This window comes from Enterobacter cloacae complex sp. SYL003, from assembly GCF_049236925.1.
GTDB classification, from domain to species: domain Bacteria; phylum Pseudomonadota; class Gammaproteobacteria; order Enterobacterales; family Enterobacteriaceae; genus Enterobacter; species Enterobacter intestinihominis.
Window position 1 is genome coordinate 1 of sequence record NZ_JBMKJK010000019.1, and the last position, 24,039, is coordinate 24,039.

18 protein-coding genes are annotated in these 24,039 nt (G+C 55.4%); 8 read left to right on the top strand and 10 right to left on the bottom strand.

What is annotated here, in order from left to right; translation table 11 throughout:
* Positions 1 to 131 precede the first annotated feature (131 nt).
* From hemG to pepQ, 4 genes are read right to left on the bottom strand one after another with little or no spacing between them, the layout of a single operon-like run.
* Entirely contained in the window at positions 132 to 677 is a 546-nt protein-coding gene (gene hemG, locus ACOT1A_RS20045) for a menaquinone-dependent protoporphyrinogen IX dehydrogenase (RefSeq protein ID WP_022649736.1), read from the bottom strand.
* 10 nt (positions 678 to 687) lie between these two features.
* The gene (gene trkH / locus ACOT1A_RS20050) at positions 688 to 2,139 is read right to left on the bottom strand and encodes a Trk system potassium transporter TrkH (RefSeq protein WP_022649737.1); all 1,452 of its coding nucleotides are present in this window, start codon (positions 2,137 to 2,139) and stop codon (positions 688 to 690) included.
* Between the two features lie 41 nt (positions 2,140 to 2,180).
* On the bottom strand, positions 2,181 to 2,795 hold the full coding sequence (locus tag ACOT1A_RS20055; RefSeq protein ID WP_015572737.1) for an IMPACT family protein: 615 nt from the start codon (positions 2,793 to 2,795) through the stop codon (positions 2,181 to 2,183).
* Complete coding sequence (gene pepQ / locus ACOT1A_RS20060) at positions 2,795 to 4,126, bottom strand: Xaa-Pro dipeptidase (RefSeq protein WP_017382602.1); 1,332 nt, start codon at positions 4,124 to 4,126, stop codon at positions 2,795 to 2,797. The genes ACOT1A_RS20055 and pepQ overlap by 1 nt, the downstream gene beginning before the upstream one ends.
* A 190-nt stretch (positions 4,127 to 4,316) precedes the next feature.
* Here pepQ and fadB point away from each other — a divergent pair, with 190 nt between their 5' ends.
* Positions 4,317 to 6,506: a fatty acid oxidation complex subunit alpha FadB gene (gene fadB / locus ACOT1A_RS20065; protein ID WP_276170286.1), complete on the top strand. Its 2,190-nt coding sequence runs from the start codon at positions 4,317 to 4,319 to the stop codon at positions 6,504 to 6,506.
* A gap of 9 nt (positions 6,507 to 6,515) precedes the next feature.
* Positions 6,516 to 7,679, top strand: coding sequence for an acetyl-CoA C-acyltransferase FadA (gene fadA / locus ACOT1A_RS20070; protein WP_000416981.1), 1,164 nt, complete (start codon positions 6,516 to 6,518; stop codon positions 7,677 to 7,679).
* Between the two features lie 189 nt (positions 7,680 to 7,868).
* Here the strand turns inward: fadA and glyS are convergent, their stop codons facing one another.
* From glyS to ACOT1A_RS20085, 3 genes are all read right to left on the bottom strand, one after another.
* Positions 7,869 to 9,938 carry a glycine--tRNA ligase subunit beta gene (gene glyS, locus ACOT1A_RS20075; RefSeq protein WP_276170287.1) on the bottom strand — a complete coding sequence of 690 codons (2,070 nt, stop codon included), beginning with the start codon at positions 9,936 to 9,938 and terminating at the stop codon, positions 7,869 to 7,871.
* A 9-nt stretch (positions 9,939 to 9,947) separates the two neighbouring features.
* Positions 9,948 to 10,859, bottom strand: a complete 912-nt coding sequence (glyQ, locus tag ACOT1A_RS20080; protein WP_003860141.1) for a glycine--tRNA ligase subunit alpha — start codon at positions 10,857 to 10,859, stop codon at positions 9,948 to 9,950.
* 160 nt (positions 10,860 to 11,019) lie between these two features.
* Positions 11,020 to 11,325, bottom strand: a complete 306-nt coding sequence (locus tag ACOT1A_RS20085) for a YsaB family lipoprotein (protein ID WP_022649742.1) — start codon at positions 11,323 to 11,325, stop codon at positions 11,020 to 11,022.
* 184 nt (positions 11,326 to 11,509) lie between these two features.
* On the opposite strand from ACOT1A_RS20085, the gene ACOT1A_RS20090 reads away from it, so the two are divergent.
* The gene (locus ACOT1A_RS20090; RefSeq protein WP_276170288.1) at positions 11,510 to 12,505 is read left to right on the top strand and encodes an acyltransferase; all 996 of its coding nucleotides are present in this window, start codon (positions 11,510 to 11,512) and stop codon (positions 12,503 to 12,505) included.
* A 52-nt stretch (positions 12,506 to 12,557) separates the two neighbouring features.
* Here the strand turns inward: ACOT1A_RS20090 and xylB are convergent, their stop codons facing one another.
* The gene (gene xylB / locus ACOT1A_RS20095) at positions 12,558 to 14,012 is read right to left on the bottom strand and encodes a xylulokinase (protein WP_276170289.1); all 1,455 of its coding nucleotides are present in this window, start codon (positions 14,010 to 14,012) and stop codon (positions 12,558 to 12,560) included.
* 59 nt (positions 14,013 to 14,071) lie between these two features.
* Entirely contained in the window at positions 14,072 to 15,394 is a 1,323-nt protein-coding gene (gene xylA, locus ACOT1A_RS20100) for a xylose isomerase (RefSeq protein ID WP_026080557.1), read from the bottom strand.
* Between the two features lie 371 nt (positions 15,395 to 15,765).
* On the opposite strand from xylA, the gene xylF reads away from it, so the two are divergent.
* From xylF to xylR, 4 genes are all read left to right on the top strand, one after another.
* Positions 15,766 to 16,758 carry a D-xylose ABC transporter substrate-binding protein gene (gene xylF / locus ACOT1A_RS20105; RefSeq protein ID WP_022649746.1) on the top strand — a complete coding sequence of 331 codons (993 nt, stop codon included), beginning with the start codon at positions 15,766 to 15,768 and terminating at the stop codon, positions 16,756 to 16,758.
* Between the two features lie 72 nt (positions 16,759 to 16,830).
* Entirely contained in the window at positions 16,831 to 18,372 is a 1,542-nt protein-coding gene (locus ACOT1A_RS20110) for a xylose ABC transporter ATP-binding protein (RefSeq protein WP_015572746.1), read from the top strand.
* On the top strand, positions 18,350 to 19,531 hold the full coding sequence (gene xylH, locus ACOT1A_RS20115) for a xylose ABC transporter permease XylH (protein WP_046620369.1): 1,182 nt from the start codon (positions 18,350 to 18,352) through the stop codon (positions 19,529 to 19,531). The genes ACOT1A_RS20110 and xylH overlap by 23 nt, the downstream gene beginning before the upstream one ends.
* A 34-nt stretch (positions 19,532 to 19,565) precedes the next feature.
* Positions 19,566 to 20,744 carry a D-xylose utilization transcriptional activator XylR gene (xylR, locus tag ACOT1A_RS20120; protein WP_038416899.1) on the top strand — a complete coding sequence of 393 codons (1,179 nt, stop codon included), beginning with the start codon at positions 19,566 to 19,568 and terminating at the stop codon, positions 20,742 to 20,744.
* A 35-nt stretch (positions 20,745 to 20,779) separates the two neighbouring features.
* Here xylR and ACOT1A_RS20125 read toward each other — a convergent pair whose 3' ends face one another.
* A complete protein-coding gene (locus ACOT1A_RS20125) occupies positions 20,780 to 21,604 on the bottom strand; it encodes a protein bax (RefSeq protein ID WP_022649749.1) in 825 nt (274 codons plus the stop codon).
* Between the two features lie 313 nt (positions 21,605 to 21,917).
* On the opposite strand from ACOT1A_RS20125, the gene ACOT1A_RS20130 reads away from it, so the two are divergent.
* Complete coding sequence (locus tag ACOT1A_RS20130) at positions 21,918 to 23,948, top strand: alpha-amylase (RefSeq protein ID WP_063152811.1); 2,031 nt, start codon at positions 21,918 to 21,920, stop codon at positions 23,946 to 23,948.
* Positions 23,949 to 24,039 lie beyond the last annotated feature (91 nt).

Genomic DNA, 24,039 nt, shown 5'->3' on the forward strand with positions numbered 1-24,039 from the left:
TTTCTCTGCTGACCCGGCGGCTTGCGTGCCGTTGTTCCGTGTCAGTGGAGGCGCATTATAGGGAGTTCTTCTGAAGTGACAAGCACTAAATACAAAAAACTTTTCGTTCGCTCACTTTTCAAACTCAACGCTTATTTAACCCGCGAATCGTCCGTTAAACGTGCAATTTCACGGGCAAAACTGGCCACTTGATCCCAGTCGGTATAAACCACTTCTTTACGCGTATCCGTTTCCCCGCCCGTCATCTTCATGATCAGGCGGATCATAAAGCGGTCATACCAGCGGTAACGCGGGTAACGCAGCGCGCCCGCAAAGACAGAACAGATATCGGGCTGCCATGGCGAGCTCAGCAAAAACTTACGCGTATAGCTGTTAGTCTGCGGTGTACGCTTCTCTGCTTTACGGGCAACCAGGTTGACCGAGTAAAACGCGCCGGGCAGCTTAGCGAGCTCCGCCGTATGCTTTTTCACAAAGCGATCCAGCGCCGGATGGAAATGACCGTAACGAATTGATGCGCCAATGACCACACGGTCGTAATCCTGCCAGGCAATCTGTTCAGTGCGATTCAGGTTCACCACATCAGAATAAATGCCCAGCTCTTTGAGTTCAGAAGCCAGATATGAAGCAATCTCACGCGTTTGCCCATCACGCGTTGAGAATAGAATTAACGTTTTCACCAATGTCTCCTTACTCACGCCAGAATGTTGGGGTAAACAGCACCAGCAGCGTAAAGACCTCAAGACGACCAAACAGCATATTGGCGATTAAGATCCACTTTGCCACCGGGTTCATACTGGCGAAATTATCCGCCACGACACCCAGCCCCGGCCCCAGGTTGTTTAACGTTGCCACCACAGAGGCGAAGGCAGAGAAATCATCCACGCCCGTGGCGATAATCGCCAGCATACTGACAATAAAGACCAGCGCATAAGCGGAGAAGAATCCCCACACCGCTTCGAGGATACGCTCCGGCAGTGCACGATTGCCCAGCTTGATGCTGTAAACCGCATTCGGGTGGACGAGACGTTTAAGTTCACGGTTCCCCTGCTTGAACAGCAGCAGAATACGGATCACCTTCAGGCCGCCGCCCGTCGACCCGGCACAGCCGCCGATAAACGCAGAGCACAACAGCAGCACCGGCAGGAACAGCGGCCAACGCGCAATACTGTCCGTGGTGAAACCGGCGGTTGTCGCCATCGATACCACCTGGAAGAAGGCCTGGTTCAGGGTCGTGACCGCCGAGTTATAGACATCGTGGAACCACAGTACCAGGGTACAGATGATCACCAGGGTCAACTGGACGCCAATAAACATCCGGAATTCCGGGTCGCGCCAGTACACCTTCAGGCTCCGGCCGCTAAGCAACGAGAAGTGTAGACCGTAGTTACAGCCTGAGATCAGCAAAAAGATGGCAATGATGGTATTGATCGTCGGGCTGTCGAAGTACCCAACGCTGGCATCGTGGGTGGAGAACCCGCCGATAGCGATAGTGGCAAAGCTGTGCCCGATGGCATCAAACGCAGGCATCCCGGCAAACCACAGCGCCAGCGCGCAGGCCACCGTCAGCAGGACATAAATAAGCCAAAGGGTTTTCGCCGTCTCCGCAATACGCGGGCGCATCTTGTTATCTTTCAACGGGCCAGGCATTTCAGCCCGGTAAAGCTGCATCCCCCCGACGCCCAGAATCGGCAGGATAGCCACCGCCAGCACGATGATCCCCATACCGCCGAACCACTGGAGCATCTGCCGGTAAAAGAGAATTGCATGCGGGAGTGAATCCAGCCCCACAAGCGTGGTGGCCCCGGTGGTCGTTAATCCGGAGAACGATTCAAAAAACGCATCCGTGACGGTGAGATTCGGTTGTTCAGAGAAGATAAACGGCAGCGCACCCACGCTTCCCAGTACCGTCCAGAACAGGACCACGATCAGAAAACCCTCCCGGGATTTCAGTTCACCTTTCTCACGGCGGTTTGGCCACCACAGCAGGGAGCCAATCGTCAGCGCGACAAAAAAGGTTTGCGTAAATGCACGCCCCGCGCCGTCCCGGTAGATGAGCGCCACCAGTCCGGGAATGATCATTGTCCCGGAGAAAAGTATGACCAGCAATCCAACGATTCGGGTAATGGCACGAAAATGCATCTCTGCCGCTTCCTTAGGTATTCAAAATTGTGAGGTGGGGATTATTCTTCAATCGGCAGTAATTGCAATGAACCGCGACTAAAATCAGCGAGTTTTGCTGAAAAAGCAGCCAGTTCCGCCTGAGGAAGCGCCACGCGTAATTGCACCATTGCCTGATAATCACTGTGTGCGATGACGCCGTTAAACTGTTTAAGCAGTGCTTCGATACCCGATAGCTGGGCGTAATCGCATAACAAAGTATATTCCGTAAGTGGCGTTTTGCGGGTTGTTATCAGCAGATTAAGCGCCTGCTGGACACCCCCTCCGTAGGCTTTAACCAGCCCTCCGGTGCCTAACAAAATGCCCCCGTAGTAGCGGACCACGACGGCGGTGATTTCACCCACGCCGCTGCCCATCAACTGGGATAGCATCGGTTTTCCGGCCGTACCCGCCGGTTCACCGTCGTCAGAAAACCCGAGCTGCTGTGAGTCGTCTGGCGGCCCTGCGACCCACGCCACACAGTGATGGCGGGCATCGGGGTGCTGCGCGCGGACGGACTCGACGAACGCCTTCGCCGCCTCCACGCCGTCAGTATGCGCCAACAGCGTGATAAAGCGGCTTTTCTTGATTTCCTCAACAAAGGTGACCGGCTCGGCCGGTATCAGCCAGCTTTCCATCAGGCCAGCTTCAGATCTCGCGTCATGTTCTCGATGCTGTTCTCGTGAATAACCACGTTATCTTCGATACGAATGCCGCCATACGGCTTCAGCGCTTCAATTTTCTCCCAGTTGAAGTGCTTGCTGAACTGCCCTTCGCGCCACGGCGCCAGCAGGGATTCAATAAAGTAGATACCCGGCTCGATGGTCAATACCATACGCGGCGCCAGAACGCGGGTGCAGCGCAGATAAGGATATTTAGACGGTGCCGCCAGGTGCGTACCGGTATCATCCTGCATAAAGCCCGCGACGTCATGAACCTGTAAACCCAGCGGGTGGCCGATACCGTGCGGCATAAATGGCCCGGTCAAATCGTTCTCAACCATCGCCTCTTCGCTCATGTCTTTGACAATCTGATGCTTACGCAGCAGTTTAGCGATGCGCTGATGGAACTGGATGTGATAATCCACATAGCTGGTTCCGGCCTTCATGGTGCCAATCAGCGCCAGCTGTTCATCGTTCACGTCTTTGATCAATTGCGCAAAATCAGTATCCGCATTCGCCGCCCAGGTACGGGTCAGGTCTGCCGCATAGCCATTGTACTCAGCCCCCGCGTCCAACAGGAAGCTGCGCATCTCAGCCGGAACCTGATGATCCAGTTTGGTGTAGTGCAGAACCGAGGCATGTTCATTCAGCGCCACGATGTTGCTGTACGGCACGTCGGTATCGCGGTGGCCGGTCGCCGTCAGGTAGGCCTGATTGATATCGAACTCGCTCATACCGGACTGGAACGCTTCGTGCGCCGCACGGTGGCCATTCACCGCCGTTTTTTGCGCTTCACGCATGCAGTAAAGTTCGTAGTCGGTCTTGTAGGCGCGATAGTAGTGCAGATAATCCAGCACGCCTTTCGGGTTGAGTTTATCTGCCGGAATATCCAGACCCAGCGCACGCTCAGGAACCGGACCAATGTAGCCGATGTTCCCACGCGCCGCTGGCAACTGGCTGCCAATGCCGTCTGCTTTTGGCAGCGCAATCACGTCAATTTCTTCGGTCCAGAATGAGGTCGGCAGCGGCTCCACGTTGTGCCAGTAATCGACCGGCAGGTAGAACCACAGTTTCGGCTTGTTCACGCCATCCACCAGCAGCCAGCAATTTGGAACCTGCGTGACAGGCACCCAGGCTTTAAACTGCGGGTTAACCTTGAAGGGATAAGCGTGGTCATCAAGAAAAGTATTCATCAGCTCGCCGGAGTGGATCAGCAGGGCATCCAGCTTGAAGCGGGCCAGTACATCGCGGGTACGTTCCTGTAGGGTAACGATATGATTTTTATAAAGCGAAGCCAGTGAGTCCATCATTCTTCCTTTCGTTTTTTTGACCTCAAGTCATCGCATCTTAGCACACCTCACTCCGGCTGCGTGATTTCCACCGACCGTGATCAGTGCAGCAATTTCTTAATGACTAATTTGCATTTTATTAACATAAATTCCACACTCCGTTTCATCTGGTATGACCAGATCCAATTGCTGGATTCAGGAGACCGACATGCTCTACAAAGGCGACACCCTGTACGTAGACTGGCTGGAAGATGGCATTGCCGAACTGGTGTTCGATGCCCCCGGCTCAGTGAACAAGCTTGATACCGCGACGGTGGCCAGTCTTGGCCAGGCGCTGGATGTACTTGAAAAGCAATCAGATTTGAAAGGGCTGCTGCTGCGCTCCAACAAAGCGGCCTTTATCGTTGGCGCGGATATCACCGAATTCCTGTCGCTGTTCCTGATGCCCGAAGAACAGCTGAGCCAGTGGCTGCACTTTGCGAACAGCGTCTTTAATCGTCTGGAAGATCTGCCTGTCCCGACCCTTTCTGCCGTTAACGGTTACGCGCTGGGCGGCGGCTGCGAATGCGTGTTAGCCACTGATTACCGTCTGGCGACCCCAGACCTGCGCATCGGCCTGCCGGAAACCAAACTGGGCATTATGCCGGGCTTTGGTGGCTCGGTGCGTATGCCGCGCATGTTGGGTGCCGACAGCGCGCTGGAAATCATTGCCGCAGGTAAAGATGTCGGCGCGGAACAGGCGCAGAAAATCGGTCTGGTGGACGGCGTGGTTAAGCCTGAAAAACTGATTGAAGGCGCTGTCGCCATACTGCGTCAGGCGATTAACGGCGATCTCGACTGGAAAGCCAAACGTCAGCCAAAGCTGGAGCCGTTGAAGCTCAGCAAAATTGAAGCCACCATGAGCTTCACCATCGCCAAGGGCATGGTGATGCAGACGGCGGGTAAACACTACCCGGCGCCGATCACGGCGGTGAAAACCATTGAAGCGGCAGCCCGTCTGGGCCGTGATGAAGCCCTGAAGCTGGAAAACCAGAGCTTTGTCCCGCTGGCGCACACCAACGAAGCCCGCGCGCTGGTTGGTATCTTCCTTAACGATCAGTTCGTGAAGGGCAAAGCCAAACAACTCACCAAAAACGTTGAAACGCCAAAACACGCGGCGGTACTTGGCGCGGGCATTATGGGTGGCGGCATCGCCTACCAGTCTGCCTGGAAAGGCGTGCCGGTAGTGATGAAAGACATCAACGAGAAATCCCTGACGCTGGGCATGACCGAAGCGGCCAAGCTGCTGAATAAACAGCTTGAGCGCGGCAAAATTGACGGTCTGAAGCTTGCAGGCGTGATCTCCACCATCCAGCCAGTACTGGAATACAGCGGTTTCGACCGTGTGGACGTGGTGGTTGAAGCGGTCGTCGAGAACCCGAAAGTGAAAAAAGCGGTGCTGGCCGAAACCGAAGACAAGGTGCGTCCTGAGACCGTACTGGCCTCCAACACCTCCACTATTCCTATCAGCGAGCTGGCAAGCGTGCTGAAGCGTCCGGAAAACTTCTGCGGAATGCACTTCTTTAACCCGGTGCATCGCATGCCGCTGGTCGAAGTGATCCGCGGGGAAAAAACCTCCGACGAAACCATCGCCAAAGTGGTGGCGTGGGCGAGCAAGATGGGCAAAACGCCAATCGTCGTTAACGACTGCCCGGGCTTCTTCGTTAACCGCGTGCTGTTCCCGTACTTCGCCGGTTTCAGCCAGCTGCTGCGCGACGGCGCAGACTTCCGCAAAATCGACAAAGTGATGGAAAAACAGTTCGGCTGGCCGATGGGCCCGGCGTATCTGCTGGACGTTGTCGGCATCGACACTGCCCATCACGCGCAGGCGGTGATGGCGGCGGGCTTCCCGCAGCGCATGCAGAAAGATTATCGCGACGCCATTGACGCCCTGTTCGACGCCAACCGCTTTGGGCAGAAAAACGGTCTGGGCTTCTGGCGCTATAAAGAAGACAGCAAAGGCAAACCGAAGAAAGAAGAAGATCCGGCGGTGTATGGCCTGCTGGCCGACGTCAGTCAGCCAAAACGCGACTTCACTGACGATGAGATCATCACCCGGATGATGATCCCGATGATCAACGAAGTAGTGCGTTGCCTCGAAGAAGGCATTATCGCCAGCCCGGCAGAAGCGGATATGGCGCTGGTGTACGGCCTCGGCTTCCCTCCGTTCCACGGCGGCGCGTTCCGTTGGCTGGATACGCTCGGCAGCGCTCGCTATCTCGATATGGCTCAGCAATATCAGCACCTCGGTCCGCTTTATGAGGTGCCGGAAGGTCTGCGTAACAAAGCGCGCCATAACGAACCCTACTATCCAGCAGTTGAGCCAGCCCGTCCGGTTGGCACGCTGAAAACGGCTTAAGGAGTCACAATGGAAAAGGTTGTCATTGTTGATGCAATTCGCACCCCGATGGGCCGTTCAAAAGGCGGTGCATTCCGTAACGTGCGTGCGGAAGATCTCTCGGCGCACCTGATGCGTAGCCTGCTGGCGCGTAACCCGGCGCTGGACCCTGCTGCGCTGGACGATATTTACTGGGGCTGCGTCCAGCAGACGCTGGAGCAGGGTTTCAACATCGCCCGTAACGCGTCTCTGCTGGCGGAGATCCCGCATTCGGTTCCGGCGGTCACCGTCAACCGTCTTTGCGGTTCGTCGATGCAGGCGCTGCACGACGCGGCACGGATGATCATGACCGGCGATGCGCAGGCCTGTCTGGTGGGCGGCGTGGAGCACATGGGCCACGTGCCGATGAGCCACGGGGTCGATTTCCATCCGGGCATGAGCCGCAACGTGGCGAAAGCCGCCGGTATGATGGGCCTGACCGCCGAGATGCTCTCCCGTCTGCACGGCATCAGCCGTGAAATGCAGGATGCCTTTGCCGCGCGCTCACATGCCCGCGCCTGGGCCGCCACGCAGTCTGGTGCCTTTAAGAATGAGATCATCCCAACCGGCGGTCACGACGCAGACGGCGTACTGAAGCAGTTCAGCTACGACGAAGTTATCCGTCCTGAAACCACTGTTGAAGCGCTTTCTACCCTGCGTCCGGCGTTTGATCCGGTCACCGGCACGGTAACGGCGGGCACCTCGTCTGCCCTGTCCGACGGTGCCGCCGCCATGTTAGTGATGAGCGAAAGCCGCGCCCGCGAATTAGGCCTGACGCCACGCGCCCGCGTGCGTTCGATGGCAGTCGTGGGCTGCGATCCTTCCATCATGGGTTACGGTCCGGTCCCGGCGTCAAAACTGGCGCTGAAAAAAGCGGGGCTGAGCGCAAGTGATATCGACCTCTTTGAGATGAACGAAGCGTTCGCCGCGCAGATCCTGCCGTGCATTAAAGATCTGGGGCTGATGGATCAGATCGACGAGAAGATTAACCTCAATGGCGGCGCGATCGCCCTCGGTCACCCGCTGGGCTGCTCCGGGGCGCGTATCAGCACCACGCTGATCAACCTGATGGAACGCAAAGATGCCCAGTTCGGACTGGCGACGATGTGTATCGGGTTGGGTCAGGGGATCGCGACGGTGTTTGAGAGAGTGTAAATGTAAATAAGGAAAAGTATCTTAAAGCCAATGACGTCAGAACAAGGCGGCAAGCGAGCGAATCCCGATGAGCTTACATTAGTAAGTGATTCGGGTGAACGAGCGCAGCCAACGCAGTTATGGCGCCATTGGCGAAGAGAGACAGTTTAGTTGCCGTTCTTCCCGCCTGTCAGGGGCGGGTTTTTTACATTATTGCAGCAGCGAAATATCCGCCACGCGCAGGAACAGCTCACGCAGTTTCTCAAGCATCGAGAGACGGTTAATACGCAGCTCTTTATCTTCCACATTCACCATCACCTTCTCGAAGAAGGCATCGATGACGTCACGTAGCTCCGCCAGCTCCACCAGTGCTTCCTGGTAGCGACCTTCCGCGAAATACGGCTCCAGCTTGTCGCGTAGCACCACAACCTGCATCGCCAGAGAAATCTCTTCCGGCTCTTTCAGGGTTGCAGCGTTTACGCGTTCGTTCAGCGTCTCGTCGGATTTCGCGAGGATGTTGGATACACGCTTGTTGGCCGCGGCCAGCGCAGACGCCGCTTCCAGCGTACGGAAGTGGGATACCGCCTTCATACGCGCATCGAAATCTGCCGGACGGGTCGGACGACGCGCCAGCACCGCCTGAATGGTATCAACGGAGTAACCTTCGTCCTGATACCACGCGCGGAAACGACCGAGCATAAAGTCGATAACATCATCCACAACCTTCGCGTTGGTCAGCTTATCGCCGTACAGACGGACCGCTTCTTCGGTCAGCGTTTGCAGATCGAGATTGAGGTTCTTCTCTACGATGATGCGCAGCACGCCCAGCGCAGCACGACGCAGCGCAAACGGGTCTTTGTCGCCTTTCGGATGCTGACCGATACCGAAGATACCCGCCAGGGTGTCCATCTTATCGGCAATCGCCACGGCGCAGGCAACCGGGTTAGACGGCAGATCGTCACCGGCAAAGCGCGGCTGATACTGCTCGTTCAGGGCCACAGCCACGTCTTCCGCTTCGCCGTCATGACGCGCGTAGTGCATGCCCATCACGCCCTGGGTGTCGGTAAATTCGAACACCATATTGGTCATCAGGTCGCACTTGGAGAGCAGGCCCGCGCGGGTTGCGTGGTTAACGTCGGCGCCAATTTCACGGGCAATCCAGCCGGACAGCTCCGCGATACGGTCAGTCTTGTCGCGCAGCGTACCCAGCTGCTGCTGGAAGAGTACGGTTTGCAGACGCGGCAGGTTATCTTCCAGACGTTTTTTACGGTCGGTGTTGAAGAAGAACTCGGCGTCCGCCAGACGTGGACGCACCACTTTCTCGTTACCGGAGATAATCTGGCTCGGATCTTTCGATTCGATGTTCGCGACGAAGATGAAGTTTGGCAGCAGCTGGCCGTCGTTGGCGTAAACCGGGAAGTACTTTTGGTCACCCTTCATGGTGTACACCAGCGCTTCAGCCGGAACGGCCAGGAATTTCTCTTCGAATTTCGCGGTCAGCACAACCGGCCATTCGACCAGAGAGGTCACCTCTTCCAGCAGGCTATCGCTCAGATCGGCATTACCGCCAATTTTGCGCGCCGCTTCTTCGGCGTCAGCTTTGATTTTGGCTTTACGCTGTTCGTAGTCAGCAATGACCTTACCGCGCTCCAGCAGGATCTGCGGGTACTGATCAGCATTGTCGATGGTGAACTCCGGCTCGCCCATAAAGCGATGGCCGCGGATCACGCGATCGGACGCCACGCCCAGAATGGTCGCCGGAATAACGGTATCGCCCAGCAGCAGGGTCACGGTGTGAACCGGACGCACAAAGTGTACGTCAGACGCGCCCCAGCGCATCAGCTTAGGAATCGGCAGCTTAGCCAGCGAGGTCGCAATCATATCTGGCAGCAGCGCTTCCGCGCTTTCGCCTTTCACATGGGCACGATACAGCAGCCATTCACCTTTGTCGGTGGTCAGACGTTCGGCCTGATCGACGGTGATACCGCAGCCGCGCGCCCAGCCTTCAGCCGCTTTGCTCGGCTTGCCTTCCGCGTCGAACGCCTGGGCAATGGCCGGGCCACGTTTTTCAACTTCGCGATCCAGCTGAGACGCCGCCAGATTTGCCACTTTCAGCGCCAGACGACGCGGTGCAGCAAACCACTCAATTTTACCGTGCGCCAGGCCAGCGTTATCCAGCTCAGCAGTGACGTTCGCAGCGAAAGATTCAGCCAGGCTGCGCAGGGCTTTTGGTGGCAGCTCTTCAGTGCCGATTTCCACCAGGAAAGTTTTCTCAGACATGGCCGCCTCTTATTTGTTTCGGTTGCACATCGGGAAGCCAAGGGCTTCACGGGACGCGTAGTAAGCTTCAGCAACGGCTTTGGTCAGGGTACGAATACGCAGAATGTAGCGCTGACGTTCAGTCACGGAGATCGCTTTGCGGGCATCCAGCAGGTTGAAGCTGTGGGCAGCCTTCAGAATACGCTCGTAGGCAGGCAGAGGCAGCGGAGTCTCCAGCGCCAGCAGCTGCTGGGCTTCTTTCTCGTACTGCTCAAAGCAGGTGAACAGGAAGTCCACGTCCGCGTATTCGAAGTTATAGGTGGATTGCTCCACTTCGTTCTGATGGAACACGTCGCCGTAGGTGGTTTTACCCAGCGGGCCGTCACTCCAGACCAGGTCGTAAACGCTGTCTACGCCCTGAATGTACATGGCCAGACGTTCCAGACCATAGGTGATTTCGCCGGTGATCGGTTTACATTCCAGACCGCCAACCTGCTGGAAGTAGGTGAACTGGGTCACTTCCATGCCGTTCAGCCACACTTCCCAACCCAGACCCCAGGCACCCAGCGTTGGGTTTTCCCAGTTATCTTCCACGAAACGAATGTCGTGAATGGTCGGATCCATACCCAGCTCTTTCAGTGACCCGAGGTACAGTTCCTGAATGTTGTCGGGTGATGGCTTAATCACCACCTGGAACTGATAGTAGTGCTGCAAACGGTTCGGGTTTTCGCCGTAACGGCCATCGGTCGGACGACGGGATGGCTGCACATAGGCGGTCGCCATTGGCTCTGGCCCTAACGCGCGCAGGCTGGTCATCGGGTGTGAGGTGCCTGCGCCAACTTCCATGTCCAAAGGTTGAACAATGGTGCAGCCCTGACGAGCCCAGTAATCCTGTAAGGTCAGGATCAGGCCCTGGAAGGTCTTGGTATCAAACTTTTGCATAGTATTTCGTGCTGGATACGTGTGGTTTTAAATGGAAGGGATCAGTATACCCGCTGGCTGCAAGATATACAGTACGAAACGGGGTTGTTTAGGGAAAATTGGGGAATAAGCCCTACAGCCAGAACCTGCGAAGGCTCTGGTTGCTGCTTATACGAGCAATTTAGCGCATTGAGAGATGTAAAAACTGGCCGTCTGCATCAAAAGAGCAGACAAAGCCCTCTTTACGCGCCGTATAGCCTTTCAGTTCATAGCTGCCCTGAAAGCGCTCGAAGCCGTTAATATGAATTTTCTGTGCTTCGGAATTATAGCGGTGAGCCGCCTGATCCCTGCACAGCTGTTCCATATTCAGGGAACGCTCCGGGCTCATTTTCCCCTGCTGCGCTTTTTGGACTGGAGCCTCCTGAGAAGCACTGCACCCTGCTAATAAAAGCAGCAGAAAGAGTGACGCCCCACGCTTCATCATCATTTTTATTACCGCCCTGGTCAGTGGCTGTTATTTTTAGTAGCAACACGTTTATAGATTAATGTTCAACATTCTGCGAATCTCGCCAGCTCCCGACAAGACAGCCTGGTTAAACTCAGAATTTTCCAAGGGAAAAGTTTTACGCAATCGCAGTCACACTTTCTTTATCAGGAATACAGAGGAACTGATGCAGTCAAAAATTAACTGGATTGATAACCTGCGGGGAATAGCCTGTCTGATGGTGGTGATGATCCACACTACGACCTGGTATGTCACGAACGCGCACAGTATCAGCCCTGTTAACTGGGATGTCGCCAATATTCTGAACTCAGCCTCACGCGTGAGCGTCCCGCTGTTCTTTATGATTTCCGGTTTTCTCTTTTTTGGCGAGCGTAGCGCGCAGCCGAGACATTTCATCCGTATTGTCTCCTGTTTGCTGTTTTACAGCGCCATTTCGCTGCTCTATATCATCCTGTTCACTTCAATTAACGCTGAACGTTCCCTGCTCAATTTGTTGCAAAAACCGGTGTTCTATCATCTGTGGTTTTTCTTCGCGATAATGGTTATCTATCTGGTTTCGCCGTTAATTCAGGTAAAAAACGTTAGCGGTAAAATGCTGCTGGCCTTGATGGTAATAATCGGGATCGTGGCAAACCCGAATACCGTCTCACAGAAAATTGATGGCTTTGAATGGCTGCCCGTTAACCTCTATATCAACGGCGATACGTTTTATTACGTGCTGTACGGCATGCTGGGGCGCGCCATCGGCATGATGGAGACGCAAAAGAGAGGAATAAACTGGCTTTGCGCGGCAGCATTTATCGCCGGTGTGTTTATTATCTCTCGAGGGACGCTGCACGAGCTGCAATGGCGCGGAAACTTTGCCGATACCTGGTATCTCTACTGCGGGCCGATAGTCTTTATCTGCGCGGTTTCGCTGCTGACCCTGTTTAAAAACACCCTGAATGCCCGCCCGCTTCCGGTGCTGGGGTTTATCTCTCGCCACTCGCTGGGCATTTACGGTTTTCACGCGCTGGTGATCCACGCCCTGCGCACCCGCGGCGTTGAGCTTAAAAGCTGGCCGGTGCTGGATATTGTCTGGATATTTACCGTTACGCTGGTTGTCAGCCTGCTGCTCTCAATGCTGCTGCAACGCATCGATACACGCAGGTTTGTGAGCTAACCCGGTTGAAGGCTGGCAGGCCGGGTAAGCGTTAGCGCCACCCGGCTCCTGTTTATGACATTAGCGGTAAAAGCTGCTGATAGATTTTGCGGAAAACGTCTCGTCTTTCAGCGTAGCGAGCATGATTTTTCGCATCAGGACGATGCTGCTGTTCAAGCGGCAGCTGGGGCAAAAGCTGGGGCAGTGGTTTATCCCGGTTCAGCGCAATTTGCGCAAGCCGTGCCGCACCGAGCGCCGGACCAACATCTCCCCCAGTACGATAGTCCAACTGCAACCCGCTGATATCGGAAAGCATTTGCCGCCAGTAGCTGCTTCGTGCCCCGCCGCCAATTAACGTAATGCTGGATGGCGTCAGGCCACAGTCATGCACGACATCCATGCCGTCCGCCAGCGCATAACCGACCCCTTCAAGCACCGCGCGCGCCAGCTCTGCCGGGCCGTGCTGATGGGTAAGGCCGAAGAAGACCCCTTTCGCTTCCGGGTTGTTATGCGGCGTCCGCTCGCCTGAAAGGTACGGTAAAAACCAGACCGCACCGGCAGTATCATCCGCCTGCTGTGCCGCTGCGATAAGCGCCGGGACGTCCGCCATTCCGGTCAGCTTTGCCGCCCAGTCGAGGCAGGATGCCGCGCTCAGCATCACCGACATCAAATGCCATTTACCCGGCAACGCGTGGCAGAAGCTGTGTACGGCGCTTTCAGGGTTACTACGATAGCCGTCACTGACGGCAAAATAGACGCCGGAAGTGCCGAGCGAGAGCATGGCCTGTCCTGTCTCCACCATCCCCACGCCGACCGCACCCGCCGCATTATCGCCACCGCCGGCAACGACAGGTACGGCTGGCATATTCCAGCGTTCAGCAACAGAAGGCTGCAAAGCGCCCGTGATATCACTGCCTTCAAACAGCGCAGGCATATGATCGCGCGTCAGCTGGCAGGCATCCAGCATCGCTTCGCTCCAGTCCCGTTTCGCCACGTCGAGCCACATCGTGCCCGCGGCGTCAGACATGTCGCTGGCAAAATCCCCCGTCATGCGAAAACGAAGGTAGTCTTTCGGCAACAGAACTTTCGCCACCTGGCGAAAAATCTCAGGCTCATGGCGCTGCACCCACAGGAGTTTTGGCGCGGTAAAACCGGGCATCATCAGATTGCCCGTAATCTCGCGGGACGCAGGCACACGCTCCTCAAGGATCGCGCACTCTTCCGCACAGCGGCCATCGTTCCAGAGAATAGCCGGGCGCAGAACGCGATGCTGGCTATCCAGCAGCGTGGCGCCATGCATTTGCCCGGCAATGCCCAGCGCTTTCACGTCGTGCAGGCTGTGCTGCTCACCTAAGGCTTTCATCGCGCGGTCCGTCGCTTGCCACCACTGCTCCGGATCTTGTTCCGACCAAAGTGGCTGCGGGCGTGAAACCTGCAACTTTTCAGTCTGCGTGGCTAACACATCGCCCTGCTCGCTTAACAGGATGGCTTTCACCCCCGACGTGCCAAGATCGATCCCGATATACATGTGGTGACTCCTTTGACAGAAATGCCCGGTGGCGCTGCGCTTACCGGGCATGAATGCTGTTATTTATCGAACAGGTAGTGATTGACCAGGTTTTCCAGCAGTTCCTGATGGCCGCTCTGATGCTGCGGTGCCAACTGATGCTGTTCAGCGTACTTCGCGATCTCCGCAAGCGATAACTGACCTTTCAAAATTTGCTGGCCCAGCTCACTGTTCCAGCCGCTGTAGCGCTTCGCCACGCGCTTATCCAGCTCACCGTCTTCAATCATACGGGCCGCCACCTTCAGCGCCAGCGCCATGGTGTCCATCGCGCCAATATGCCCGTAGAACAGATCGTATTTGTCGGTGCTCTGGCGACGCACTTTGGCGTCGAAGTTCAGGCCGCCGGTGGTGAAACCGCCCGCTTTGATGATTTCGTACATCACCAGCGCATTCTCTTCGACGCTGTTCGGGAACTGGTCGGTATCCCAGCCCAGCTGCGGATCGCCGCGGTTCGCATCCACCGATCCGAAGATGCCCAGCGCAATCGCAGAGGCGATTTCGTGATGGAACGAGTGGCCCGCCAGCGTGGCGTGGTTAGCCTCAATGTTCACTTTGATCTCTTTTTCCAGACCAAACTGCTTCAGGAAGCCATACACGGTGGCGACATCGTAGTCGTACTGATGCTTGGTTGGCTCCTGTGGTTTTGGCTCAATCAGCAGCGTACCGCGGAAGCCGATTTTGTGCTTGTGGTCCACAACCATCTGCATAAAGCGGCCAATCTGCTCACGCTCCTGGCGCAGGTCAGTATTCAGCAGCGTTTCATAGCCTTCACGACCGCCCCAGAGAACGTAGTTCTCACCGCCCAGTTGATGCGTGGCGTTCATCGCAGTCACCACCTGGGTTGCCGCCCAGCTGAAGACTTCCGGGTCCGGGTTGGTTGCCGCGCCCGCGCCATAGCGAGGGTTGGTAAAGCAGTTAGCCGTACCCCAGAGCAGCTTCACGCCGCTTTGCTGCTGTTTTTCAGCCAGCACGTCGACCATCTGCGCAAAATTGTTCAGATACTCTTTCAGGGATGCCCCTTCCGGCGACACGTCCACATCGTGGAAACAGTAGTACGGTACGTTCAGCTTATGGAAGAACTCGAACGCGACGTCGGCTTTACGCTTCGCCAGCTCAATGGCCTCGCCCGGCTGTTGCCATGGGCGGTCAAAAGAGCCCACGCCGAACATATCGGCACCGTTCCAGCAGAAGGTGTGCCAGTAGCAGGCGGCAAAGCGCAAGTGATCTTCCATGCGCTTACCCAGCACCAGCTCATCCGGGTTGTAGTGACGAAATGCTAAAGGATTGGTCGTTTTCGTGCCTTCGAAACGAACGCGATCGAGTTGGTCGAAATAAGCTTGCATATTGAGCTCCATAATCAGGGTATGCGGCGTGGTCTTGCTTCTGGAGTAATAGTGAATAGACATTGGAGGTTGCTCAATTACGTTATTTCACACTGCTATTGAGAGAATGCGCAATTGTGCGCTGGCTCGCAAAATAATGTGCAGACAAACTATTTTTCGGCGCGCATTCCAGAATCAAATGTAATTAATAGGTTACGCTTTTTAAAATCCGATCGCGGTCATAAATTCAGAAATAAACCAAATATCGTAATGAGAAGATAAAAATCTGTAATTGCCAGCAGGCCTTTCCACGTTAAAAATTTGCTGCGTCTCAGCAGTGAATGTTTCTTTTATCTCAGCTACACATACCCCTACAAAAAGGCCTAATAATTATGAAGATAAAGAACCTGACCCTAACGCTCTGCACTACTCTCCTGCTTGCAAGCTTTGCCGGCCACGCCAAAGAGGTCAAAATCGGCATGGCGATTGATGACTTACGCCTGGAGCGCTGGCAAAAAGATCGCGATATCTTTGTTAAAAAAGCGGAATCTCTCGGTGCGGAGGTGTTCGTTCAGTCCGCTAACGGCAACGAAGAGACGCAAATGTCGCAAATTGAGAATATGATCAACCGTGGCGTCGATGTGCTGGTCATTATCCCGTATAACGGCCAGGTATTAAGCAACGTGGTGAAAGAAGCAAAACAGGAAGGCATAAAAGTCCTGGCTTATGACCGCATGATTAATAATGCGGATATTGATTATTATATTTCGTTCGACAATGAAAAGGTGGGTGAATTACAGGCTAAAAGCTTGATCGCAAAAGTGCCTCAAGGGAATTATTTCCTGATGGGCGGCTCGCCTGTGGATAACAACGCCAAACTGTTCCGTCAGGGACAAATGAAAGTGCTGAAGCCGTATATCGACGAGGGCAAAATTAAAGTCGTCGGCGATCAGTGGGCTGACGGCTGGTTACCGGAAAACGCGCTGAAAATTATGGAAAACGCGTTGACCGCAAATAACAACAAAATCGATGCAGTGGTGGCCTCTAACGACGCCACTGCGGGGGGCGCCATTCAGGCGCTGAGCGCGCAGGGTCTGGCCGGGAAAGTCGCTATTTCCGGACAGGACGCCGACCTTGCGGGTGTAAAACGCATTATCGCGGGTACCCAGACTATGACGGTCTATAAGCCCATTACCGAGCTTGCCAATACCGCCGCCGAAATTGCCGTTGAGCTGGGAAATGGCCAGCAACCTAAAGCAGACGCGACGTTAAATAACGGCCTGAAAGACGTGCCAGCTCGCCTGCTTACCCCTATCGAAGTCAACAAAGAGAATATTGACGCCACGGTGGTGAAAGACGGTTTCCATAAGAAGAGTGAACTGTAATCCAGCGCAGCCCCTGCCCGGCGGGGGCGCATCGACCTGCCCTGTTCATCTGTCGGGCTATGCGGAGCAGTTATGTCTTATTTACTTGAAATGAAAAGCATCACCAAAGCCTTCGGGGCGGTGAAAGCGGTCGACAACGTAAGCCTGCGGCTGAACCCCGGCGAAGTGATGTCGCTGTGCGGCGAAAACGGCTCGGGGAAATCCACGCTGATGAAGGTGCTGTGCGGGATCTATCCGCACGGCAGCTACGAGGGCGAAATCGTCTTTGCCGGTGAGGTGCTTCAGGCCACGCACATTCGTGATACCGAACGTAAAGGCATCGCTATCATTCACCAGGAGCTGGCACTGGTGAAGCACCTTACCGTGCTGGAAAATATCTTTCTTGGGGCCGAACTCTCGCGCCACGGCGTACTGGATTACGACACCATGACGCTGCGCTGCGAAAAACTGCTGGCCCAGGTGAGTCTCGCTATCTCACCGGATACGCGCGTGGGCGACTTAGGTTTGGGCCAGCAGCAGCTGGTGGAGATCGCCAAGGCGCTAAATAAACAGGTACGCCTGCTGATCCTCGACGAGCCAACCGCCTCGCTCACCGAACAGGAAACCGCCGTTCTGCTCAATATCATCCGCGACCTGCAAAACCACGGTATCGCCTGCATCTATATTTCGCACAAGCTCAATGAGGTGAAAGCTATTTCCGACACCATCTGCGTCATCCGCGACGGGCAGCACATTGGCACGCGTGAAGCAGAAGGCATGAGCGAAGATGACATCATTACCATGATGGTGGGTCGCGAACTCACCGCACTGTATCCCAACGAACCACACACCATAGGCGAAGAACTCCTGCGCGTGGAAAACCTGACGGCGTGGCATCCCGTTAACCGCCACATCAAGCGCGTGGATAACCTCTCCTTCTCGCTGCACCGCGGCGAAATTCTCGGTATTGCGGGTTTAGTGGGTGCCGGAAGAACCGAGGCCGTGCAGTGTCTGTTTGGCGTCTGGCCGGGGCGCTGGGAAGGCAAAATTTATATCGACGGTCAGCCGGTAAAAATCGACAACTGCCAGCAGGCCATTGCCAAAGGCATTGCCATGGTGCCCGAAGACCGCAAAAAAGACGGCATCGTGCCGGTCATGGCGGTGGGAAAAAATATCACGCTGGCGGCGCTCAGCCAGTTTTCCGGCGCGCTGAGCAGCCTGGATGATGCCGCAGAACAGCAGTGTATTCTTCAGTCACTTGCCAGGCTCAAGGTGAAAACCTCCTCGCCGGAACTGGCGATAGGTCGCCTGAGCGGCGGCAACCAGCAGAAAGCGATTCTGGCGCGCTGCCTGTTGCTTAATCCGCGCATTTTAATTCTGGACGAACCCACGCGCGGGATCGATATCGGCGCGAAGTATGAAATCTACAAGCTGATCAACCAGCTTGTGCAGCAAGGGATTGCCGTCATTGTTATCTCGTCCGAATTGCCTGAAGTGCTGGGGCTGAGCGACCGCGTGCTGGTCATGCATGAAGGGAAACTCAAAGCCAACCTGAACAACCAGAACCTGACGCAAGAGCAGGTGATGGAAGCTGCCTTAAGGAGCGAACGCCATGTCGAAAAGCAACCCGTCTGATATCAAAGTCGCTGTTCCGACGCCCGGTGCGTTCGCAGGACTTAAATCGCTGAATCTGCAAGTTTTTGTAATGATTGCCGCCATTATCGTCATCATGTTGTTCTTTACCTGGATGACCGATGGCTCCTATTTAAGCGCACGTAACGTCTCTAACCTGCTGCGTCAGACCGCCATCACCGGGATCCTGGCGGTGGGGATGGTCTTTGTGATTATCTCAGCGGAAATTGACCTGTCGGTAGGGTCGATGATGGGTCTGCTCGGCGGCGTGGCGGCAATTTTTGACGTCTGGCTCGGCTGGCCGCTGCCGCTGACGATTGCGGTCACGCTGGTACTGGGTCTGCTGCTGGGTGCGTGGAACGGCTGGTGGGTGGCCTACCGTAAAGTCCCGTCGTTTATTGTCACCTTAGCAGGGATGCTGGCCTTCCGCGGTATTCTGATTGGGATCACCAACGGCACTACCGTATCCCCGACCAGCGCCTCGATGTCCCAGATTGGCCAAAGCTACCTCTCTGATGGCGTCGGTTTTACGATCGGCGTGGTTGGGCTGATGGCGTTTGTCGCGTGGCAATGGCGAGGACGCATGCGTCGCCAGGCGCTGGGGCTGGCCTCGCCTGCCTCAACCTCGGTTATCGGCCGTCAGGCGCTTACTGCGGTGATTGTGCTGGGGGCCATCTGGCTGCTAAACGATTATCGCGGCGTCCCAACGCCCGTTCTTCTGCTGGCGCTGTTGCTGTTAGGTGGGATGTTTATGGCCACACGTACCGCATTCGGTCGCCGTATTTATGCTATCGGCGGCAATCTTGAAGCCGCGCGTTTATCTGGTATCAACGTCGAGCGCACCAAACTCGCCGTCTTTGCCATCAACGGCCTGATGGTAGCCATCGCGGGGCTGATCCTCAGCTCACGTCTGGGTGCGGGTTCCCCGTCTGCCGGTAATATTGCCGAGCTGGACGCCATCGCCGCCTGCGTTATTGGCGGGACCAGCCTCGCCGGAGGCATTGGCAGCGTGGCGGGTGCGGTGATGGGCGCATTTATTATGGCTTCGCTGGATAACGGGATGAGTATGATGGACGTGCCGACGTTTTGGCAGTATATCGTCAAAGGGGCCATTCTTTTGCTGGCAGTCTGGATGGACTCTGCCACCAAGCGGCGCGCCTGAGAACCGTATCGTGACTAATTTGGGAAAGTGAGCCATGTTTGAAAAGCGTCACCGCATTACGTTGTTATTCAATGCCAACAAAGCCTATGACCGTCAGGTGGTTGAGGGGGTTGGTGAATATTTGCAGGCGTCGCAATCCGAATGGGATATTTTCATCGAAGAAGATTTCCGTACCCGTCTGGAGAACATCAAAGACTGGCTGGGAGACGGGGTTATCGCTGACTTTGACGACCCCGTGATTGAACAGTTGCTGAGTGGCGTCGACGTACCTATCGTGGGCGTTGGCGGCTCTTACCATTCAGCGGAACATTACCCCCCCGTTCACTACATCGCCACGGATAACCATGCCCTGGTTGAGACCGCCTTCCTCCATTTAAAGGAGAAAGGCGTCCATCGTTTTGCGTTTTACGGATTGCCCGCCACCAGCGGAAAGCGCTGGGCGATGGAGCGTGAGTATGCCTTCTGCCAGCTGGTTGCCCAGGAGAAGTATCGCGGCGTCGTTTATCAGGGGCTGGAAACCGCGCCAGAAAACTGGCAGCACGCACAGAATCGCCTGGCTGACTGGCTGCAAACGCTGCCGCCCCAGACAGGGATTATCGCCGTGACGGACGCCCGCGCCCGCCACGTATTACAGGTGTGCGAACATTTGCATATTCCTGTGCCTGAAAAGCTGTGCGTGATTGGTATTGATAACGAAGAGCTTACACGCTATCTGTCGCGCGTGGCGCTCTCATCCGTGGCGCAGGGTACCCGTCAGATGGGCTATCAGGCCGCGAAGCTGCTGCACCGACTGTTAGACAACGAATCCCTGCCGCTCCAGCGTCTGCTGGTTCCGCCAGTTCGCGTGGTCGAGCGTCGCTCAACTGACTACCGTTCCTTAAACGATCCGGCCGTGATTCAGGCGATGCACTACATTCGCAATCATGCCTGCAAAGGGATTAAGGTCGATCAGGTGCTGGATTCGGTCGGCATTTCACGTTCGAATCTGGAGAAGCGGTTTAAAGAGGAAGTCGGTGAGACGATCCACGCCGTGATCCATGCGGAAAAGCTGGAGAAAGCGCGAAGTCTGCTGATCTCCACCTCGCTGTCGATCAACGAGATTTCACAGATGTGCGGCTATCCGTCGCTTCAGTATTTCTATTCGGTGTTCAGGAAAGAGTATGACACCACGCCGAAGGAGTACCGGGAACGGTACAGTGAAGTCCTGCTCTAGAAAAAAGAACGCCTTCCAGTGGAAGGCGTTTTTTATTACATATGTGCGGCAATCAGACGCTGGTTATCCTGGTACATGGAGAACAGGTAGTTGTTGTAGCGCTGTCCCTGGGTGGAATAACCTTTCAGCTTGTGGATCATCGCCGTGGCCGTCACTTCCTGATCCGCCTTACGCAGCTGCGCGCGTGACTTACGGAACGAAGAGTAGGCCGGGTGGGTGTTCAGATTCACCACATAGGCATTCACGGAATCTTTCACCGATTCAAACTGTGAATAGCCCTTCACCTTGCCGGGTGCATTAGTACAACGACCTTTTGCGCATTTCATGCCAAACAGATTGTTGTTGTTGCGCGCCAGCTTCGAGGTGCCCCAACCGCTTTCGGCGGCGGCCATTGTCGCGACCATACTGCCTGGAATAATGTCCACACGCTCTAACAGAGTGTTCCACGGCACACGACGCGTGTTCCCGCTCCACTTCACTTTATAGCGTTTGGCGATGTCTTTCAGGCGAGTGCGCTCAGACGGCGACCAGCGGCTATCGTACTGTTTGGCGATCAGCCAGTTACGATCCGCAGTAATCGCGGCATTTTGACTTTTAATGTAAGGCATTACCGTCCGGAGAAACGCTTTTTTCCTTGGTGTCCCGGAAGGGTATTTTCGCAAATCAGGAAGTGAACTACTCTTTGCACTATTGCGAGAATACTCTTGTTTACTGCTAACCTTACTGCTTGTCGTCTTTATTACGTGGGCTTTCTTACTCGTTGTATCCGTGTGCGTCTTTGCAAGCACCTCACCTGAAAATGCCATGGTGAGTAACATGAGTATCGCGGCCCCATATCGTCGAATGGGAGTCGATATCATTAGGTCTCCTGGTCGGATATAAGCATTCCAACACCTTATTTTCTTCAAAATTTGAGAGCGGAATCTCAAATCGTACCAAAAATAGTCTTCAAGAGCACGTCTATAAATAGTCCAATTCCGAAACTATGTCATCCGGAACATGCTCATTAAAGCACCAACACTGGAAAAATGTGCGCGATATCGCAGATAACTGCCTAATTTTGCGCGGGATCACTCATCCCTACGCGTCCTCCTGGCAGAAAGCCTCAGAGGAGGAGTTTTTCCCCTGAGCCGAATGGCACACTGGTCAAAAATGCCGCGACAGGAAAATGGAATGAAACGCACTGCATTAGCTGTTCTGATGTTACCCGCATTCGCGCATGCCGACTGGTCATCGCCGGGATTTGACGCATTCAACGCTGAAGGTACCGGCGTCTTTACCAGCCAGGCAACGCTTGCGAAGGGTACCCGTCCACTGACGTTGAGTCTTGACAACGCGTGCTGGCAGCCGACAAAGGCCATTAAGCTCAACGAGATGCTGTCGCTCAAACCGTGCGAAGGCACGCCACCGCAGTGGCGATTATTCCGTGACGGCGTTTATCAGATGCGTATTGATACGCGCTCGGGAACACCGACGCTGATGCTGACGGTACAAAGTGCGGCGCCACAGCCTGTCGCAAACGTTACCCGCCAGTGCCCGAAGTGGGACGGCAAACCGCTCACGATCGACGTCGTTAACACGTTCCCGGAAGGCACGGTGGTGCGTGATTTTTACAGCAAACAGACCGCGACCGTTCAAAATGGCAAAGTGACTCTTCAGCCAGCCGCCAACAGCAATGGCCTGCTGCTGCTTGAGCGCGCCGAAACGGACAAACCCGCGCCGTTCAGCTGGCAAAACGCCACCGTCTATTTCGTGCTGACCGATCGCTTCGTGAATGGCGACCCCACCAACGACAACAGCTATGGCCGCCATAAAGATGGTATGCAGGAGATAGGTACTTTCCACGGCGGCGATCTGAAAGGGCTTACCAGCAAACTGGATTACCTTCAGCAACTGGGCGTGAATGCGCTCTGGATAAGCTCCCCGCTGGAGCAGATCCACGGCTGGGTTGGCGGCGGCACCAAAGGGGATTTCCCCCACTACGCGTATCACGGTTATTACACCCAGGACTGGACGAAACTCGACGCCAACATGGGCAACGAAGATGATTTACGCCAGCTTGTCGACGACGCGCACAGGCGCGGTATCCGCGTCCTGTTTGACGTTGTCATGAACCACGCGGGCTATGCGACGCTTGCAGATATGCAGGAATATCAGTTTGGCGCACTCTATTTACAGGGAGATGAGCTGAAAAAAACGCTCGGCGAACGCTGGACTGACTGGAAGCCAGGCGCGGGTCAAAGCTGGCACAGCTTCAACGATTACATCAACTTCAGTGACAAAGCCGCATGGGAAAAATGGTGGGGTAAAAAATGGATCCGTACCGATATCGGTGATTACGACAACCCGGGCTTTGACGACTTGACCATGTCCCTGGCCTTCCTGCCGGATCTGAAAACGGAATCAAAAACCCCGTCAGGTTTGCCGAACTTTTATCAACACAAGCCCGACACCAACGCGAAAGTGATGACGAATTTCACGCCGCGAGATTACCTGACCCACTGGCTTAGCCAGTGGGTACGTGACTACGGCATCGACGGTTTCCGGGTCGATACCGCCAAACACGTTGAGCATGAAGCCTGGCAGCAACTGAAAGACCAGGCCAGCCAGGCGCTGGCCGCGTGGAAGGCCGCCAACCCGGACAAAAAACTCGACGATGCGCCGTTCTGGATGACCGGTGAGTCCTGGGGCCACGGCGTGATGCAGAGCGATTATTACCGCCACGGTTTCGATGCGATGATCAACTTTGACTATCAGGAGCAGGCGGCGAAAGCGGTGGACTGTCTGGCCGATATGGATTTGACCTGGCAGCAAATGGCAGAAAAGCTGCAAAGTTTTAATGTGCTGAGCTATCTCTCCTCCCATGATACGCGTCTGTTCCGTGAAGGGGGCCAGCGCGCCGCTGAGTTACTGCTGCTGGCACCGGGAAGCGTCCAGATCTATTACGGCGATGAATCAGAGCGTCCATTCGGCCCGACGGGCTCCGATCCGCTACAGGGAACCCGTTCGGATATGAACTGGCAGGACGTCACGGGTAAACAGGCGTTAACTGTCGCCCACTGGCAGCTTCTGGGGCAGTTCCGCGCCCGTCATCCGGCGGTGGGTGAAGGCAAGCAAACAACGCTGTCAATGAAAGAGGGCTACGGCTTTGTGCGCGAGCACAAGGGCGATAAGGTGATGGTGGTGTGGGCGGGTAATCAATAGACCCCCTCACCCTAACCCTCTCCCCTAAGGGGCAAGGGGATTGCACGGTGCGGTCTTTCACCCTCGCCCCTTTGGGGAGAGGGCCGGGGTG

Excerpts from the sequence above, each read along its gene's own strand:
- ACOT1A_RS20110 (WP_015572746.1), top strand. The coding sequence starts at position 16,831 with ATGTCTTATTTACTTGAAATGAAAAGCATCACCAAAGCCTTCGGGGCG.
- glyQ (WP_003860141.1), bottom strand. The coding sequence starts at position 10,859 with ATGCAAAAGTTTGATACCAAGACCTTCCAGGGCCTGATCCTGACCTTA.
- ACOT1A_RS20090 (WP_276170288.1), top strand. The coding sequence starts at position 11,510 with ATGCAGTCAAAAATTAACTGGATTGATAACCTGCGGGGAATAGCCTGT.
- xylF (WP_022649746.1), top strand. The coding sequence starts at position 15,766 with ATGAAGATAAAGAACCTGACCCTAACGCTCTGCACTACTCTCCTGCTT.
- glyS (WP_276170287.1), bottom strand. The coding sequence starts at position 9,938 with ATGTCTGAGAAAACTTTCCTGGTGGAAATCGGCACTGAAGAGCTGCCA.
- xylA (WP_026080557.1), bottom strand. The coding sequence starts at position 15,394 with ATGCAAGCTTATTTCGACCAACTCGATCGCGTTCGTTTCGAAGGCACG.
- ACOT1A_RS20125 (WP_022649749.1), bottom strand. The coding sequence starts at position 21,604 with ATGATATCGACTCCCATTCGACGATATGGGGCCGCGATACTCATGTTA.
- pepQ (WP_017382602.1), bottom strand. The coding sequence starts at position 4,126 with ATGGACTCACTGGCTTCGCTTTATAAAAATCATATCGTTACCCTACAG.
- xylR (WP_038416899.1), top strand. The coding sequence starts at position 19,566 with ATGTTTGAAAAGCGTCACCGCATTACGTTGTTATTCAATGCCAACAAA.
- ACOT1A_RS20130 (WP_063152811.1), top strand. The coding sequence starts at position 21,918 with ATGAAACGCACTGCATTAGCTGTTCTGATGTTACCCGCATTCGCGCAT.
- trkH (WP_022649737.1), bottom strand. The coding sequence starts at position 2,139 with ATGCATTTTCGTGCCATTACCCGAATCGTTGGATTGCTGGTCATACTT.
- ACOT1A_RS20055 (WP_015572737.1), bottom strand. The coding sequence starts at position 2,795 with ATGGAAAGCTGGCTGATACCGGCCGAGCCGGTCACCTTTGTTGAGGAA.
- xylB (WP_276170289.1), bottom strand. The coding sequence starts at position 14,012 with ATGTATATCGGGATCGATCTTGGCACGTCGGGGGTGAAAGCCATCCTG.
- fadA (WP_000416981.1), top strand. The coding sequence starts at position 6,516 with ATGGAAAAGGTTGTCATTGTTGATGCAATTCGCACCCCGATGGGCCGT.
- xylH (WP_046620369.1), top strand. The coding sequence starts at position 18,350 with ATGTCGAAAAGCAACCCGTCTGATATCAAAGTCGCTGTTCCGACGCCC.
- fadB (WP_276170286.1), top strand. The coding sequence starts at position 4,317 with ATGCTCTACAAAGGCGACACCCTGTACGTAGACTGGCTGGAAGATGGC.
- ACOT1A_RS20085 (WP_022649742.1), bottom strand. The coding sequence starts at position 11,325 with ATGATGATGAAGCGTGGGGCGTCACTCTTTCTGCTGCTTTTATTAGCA.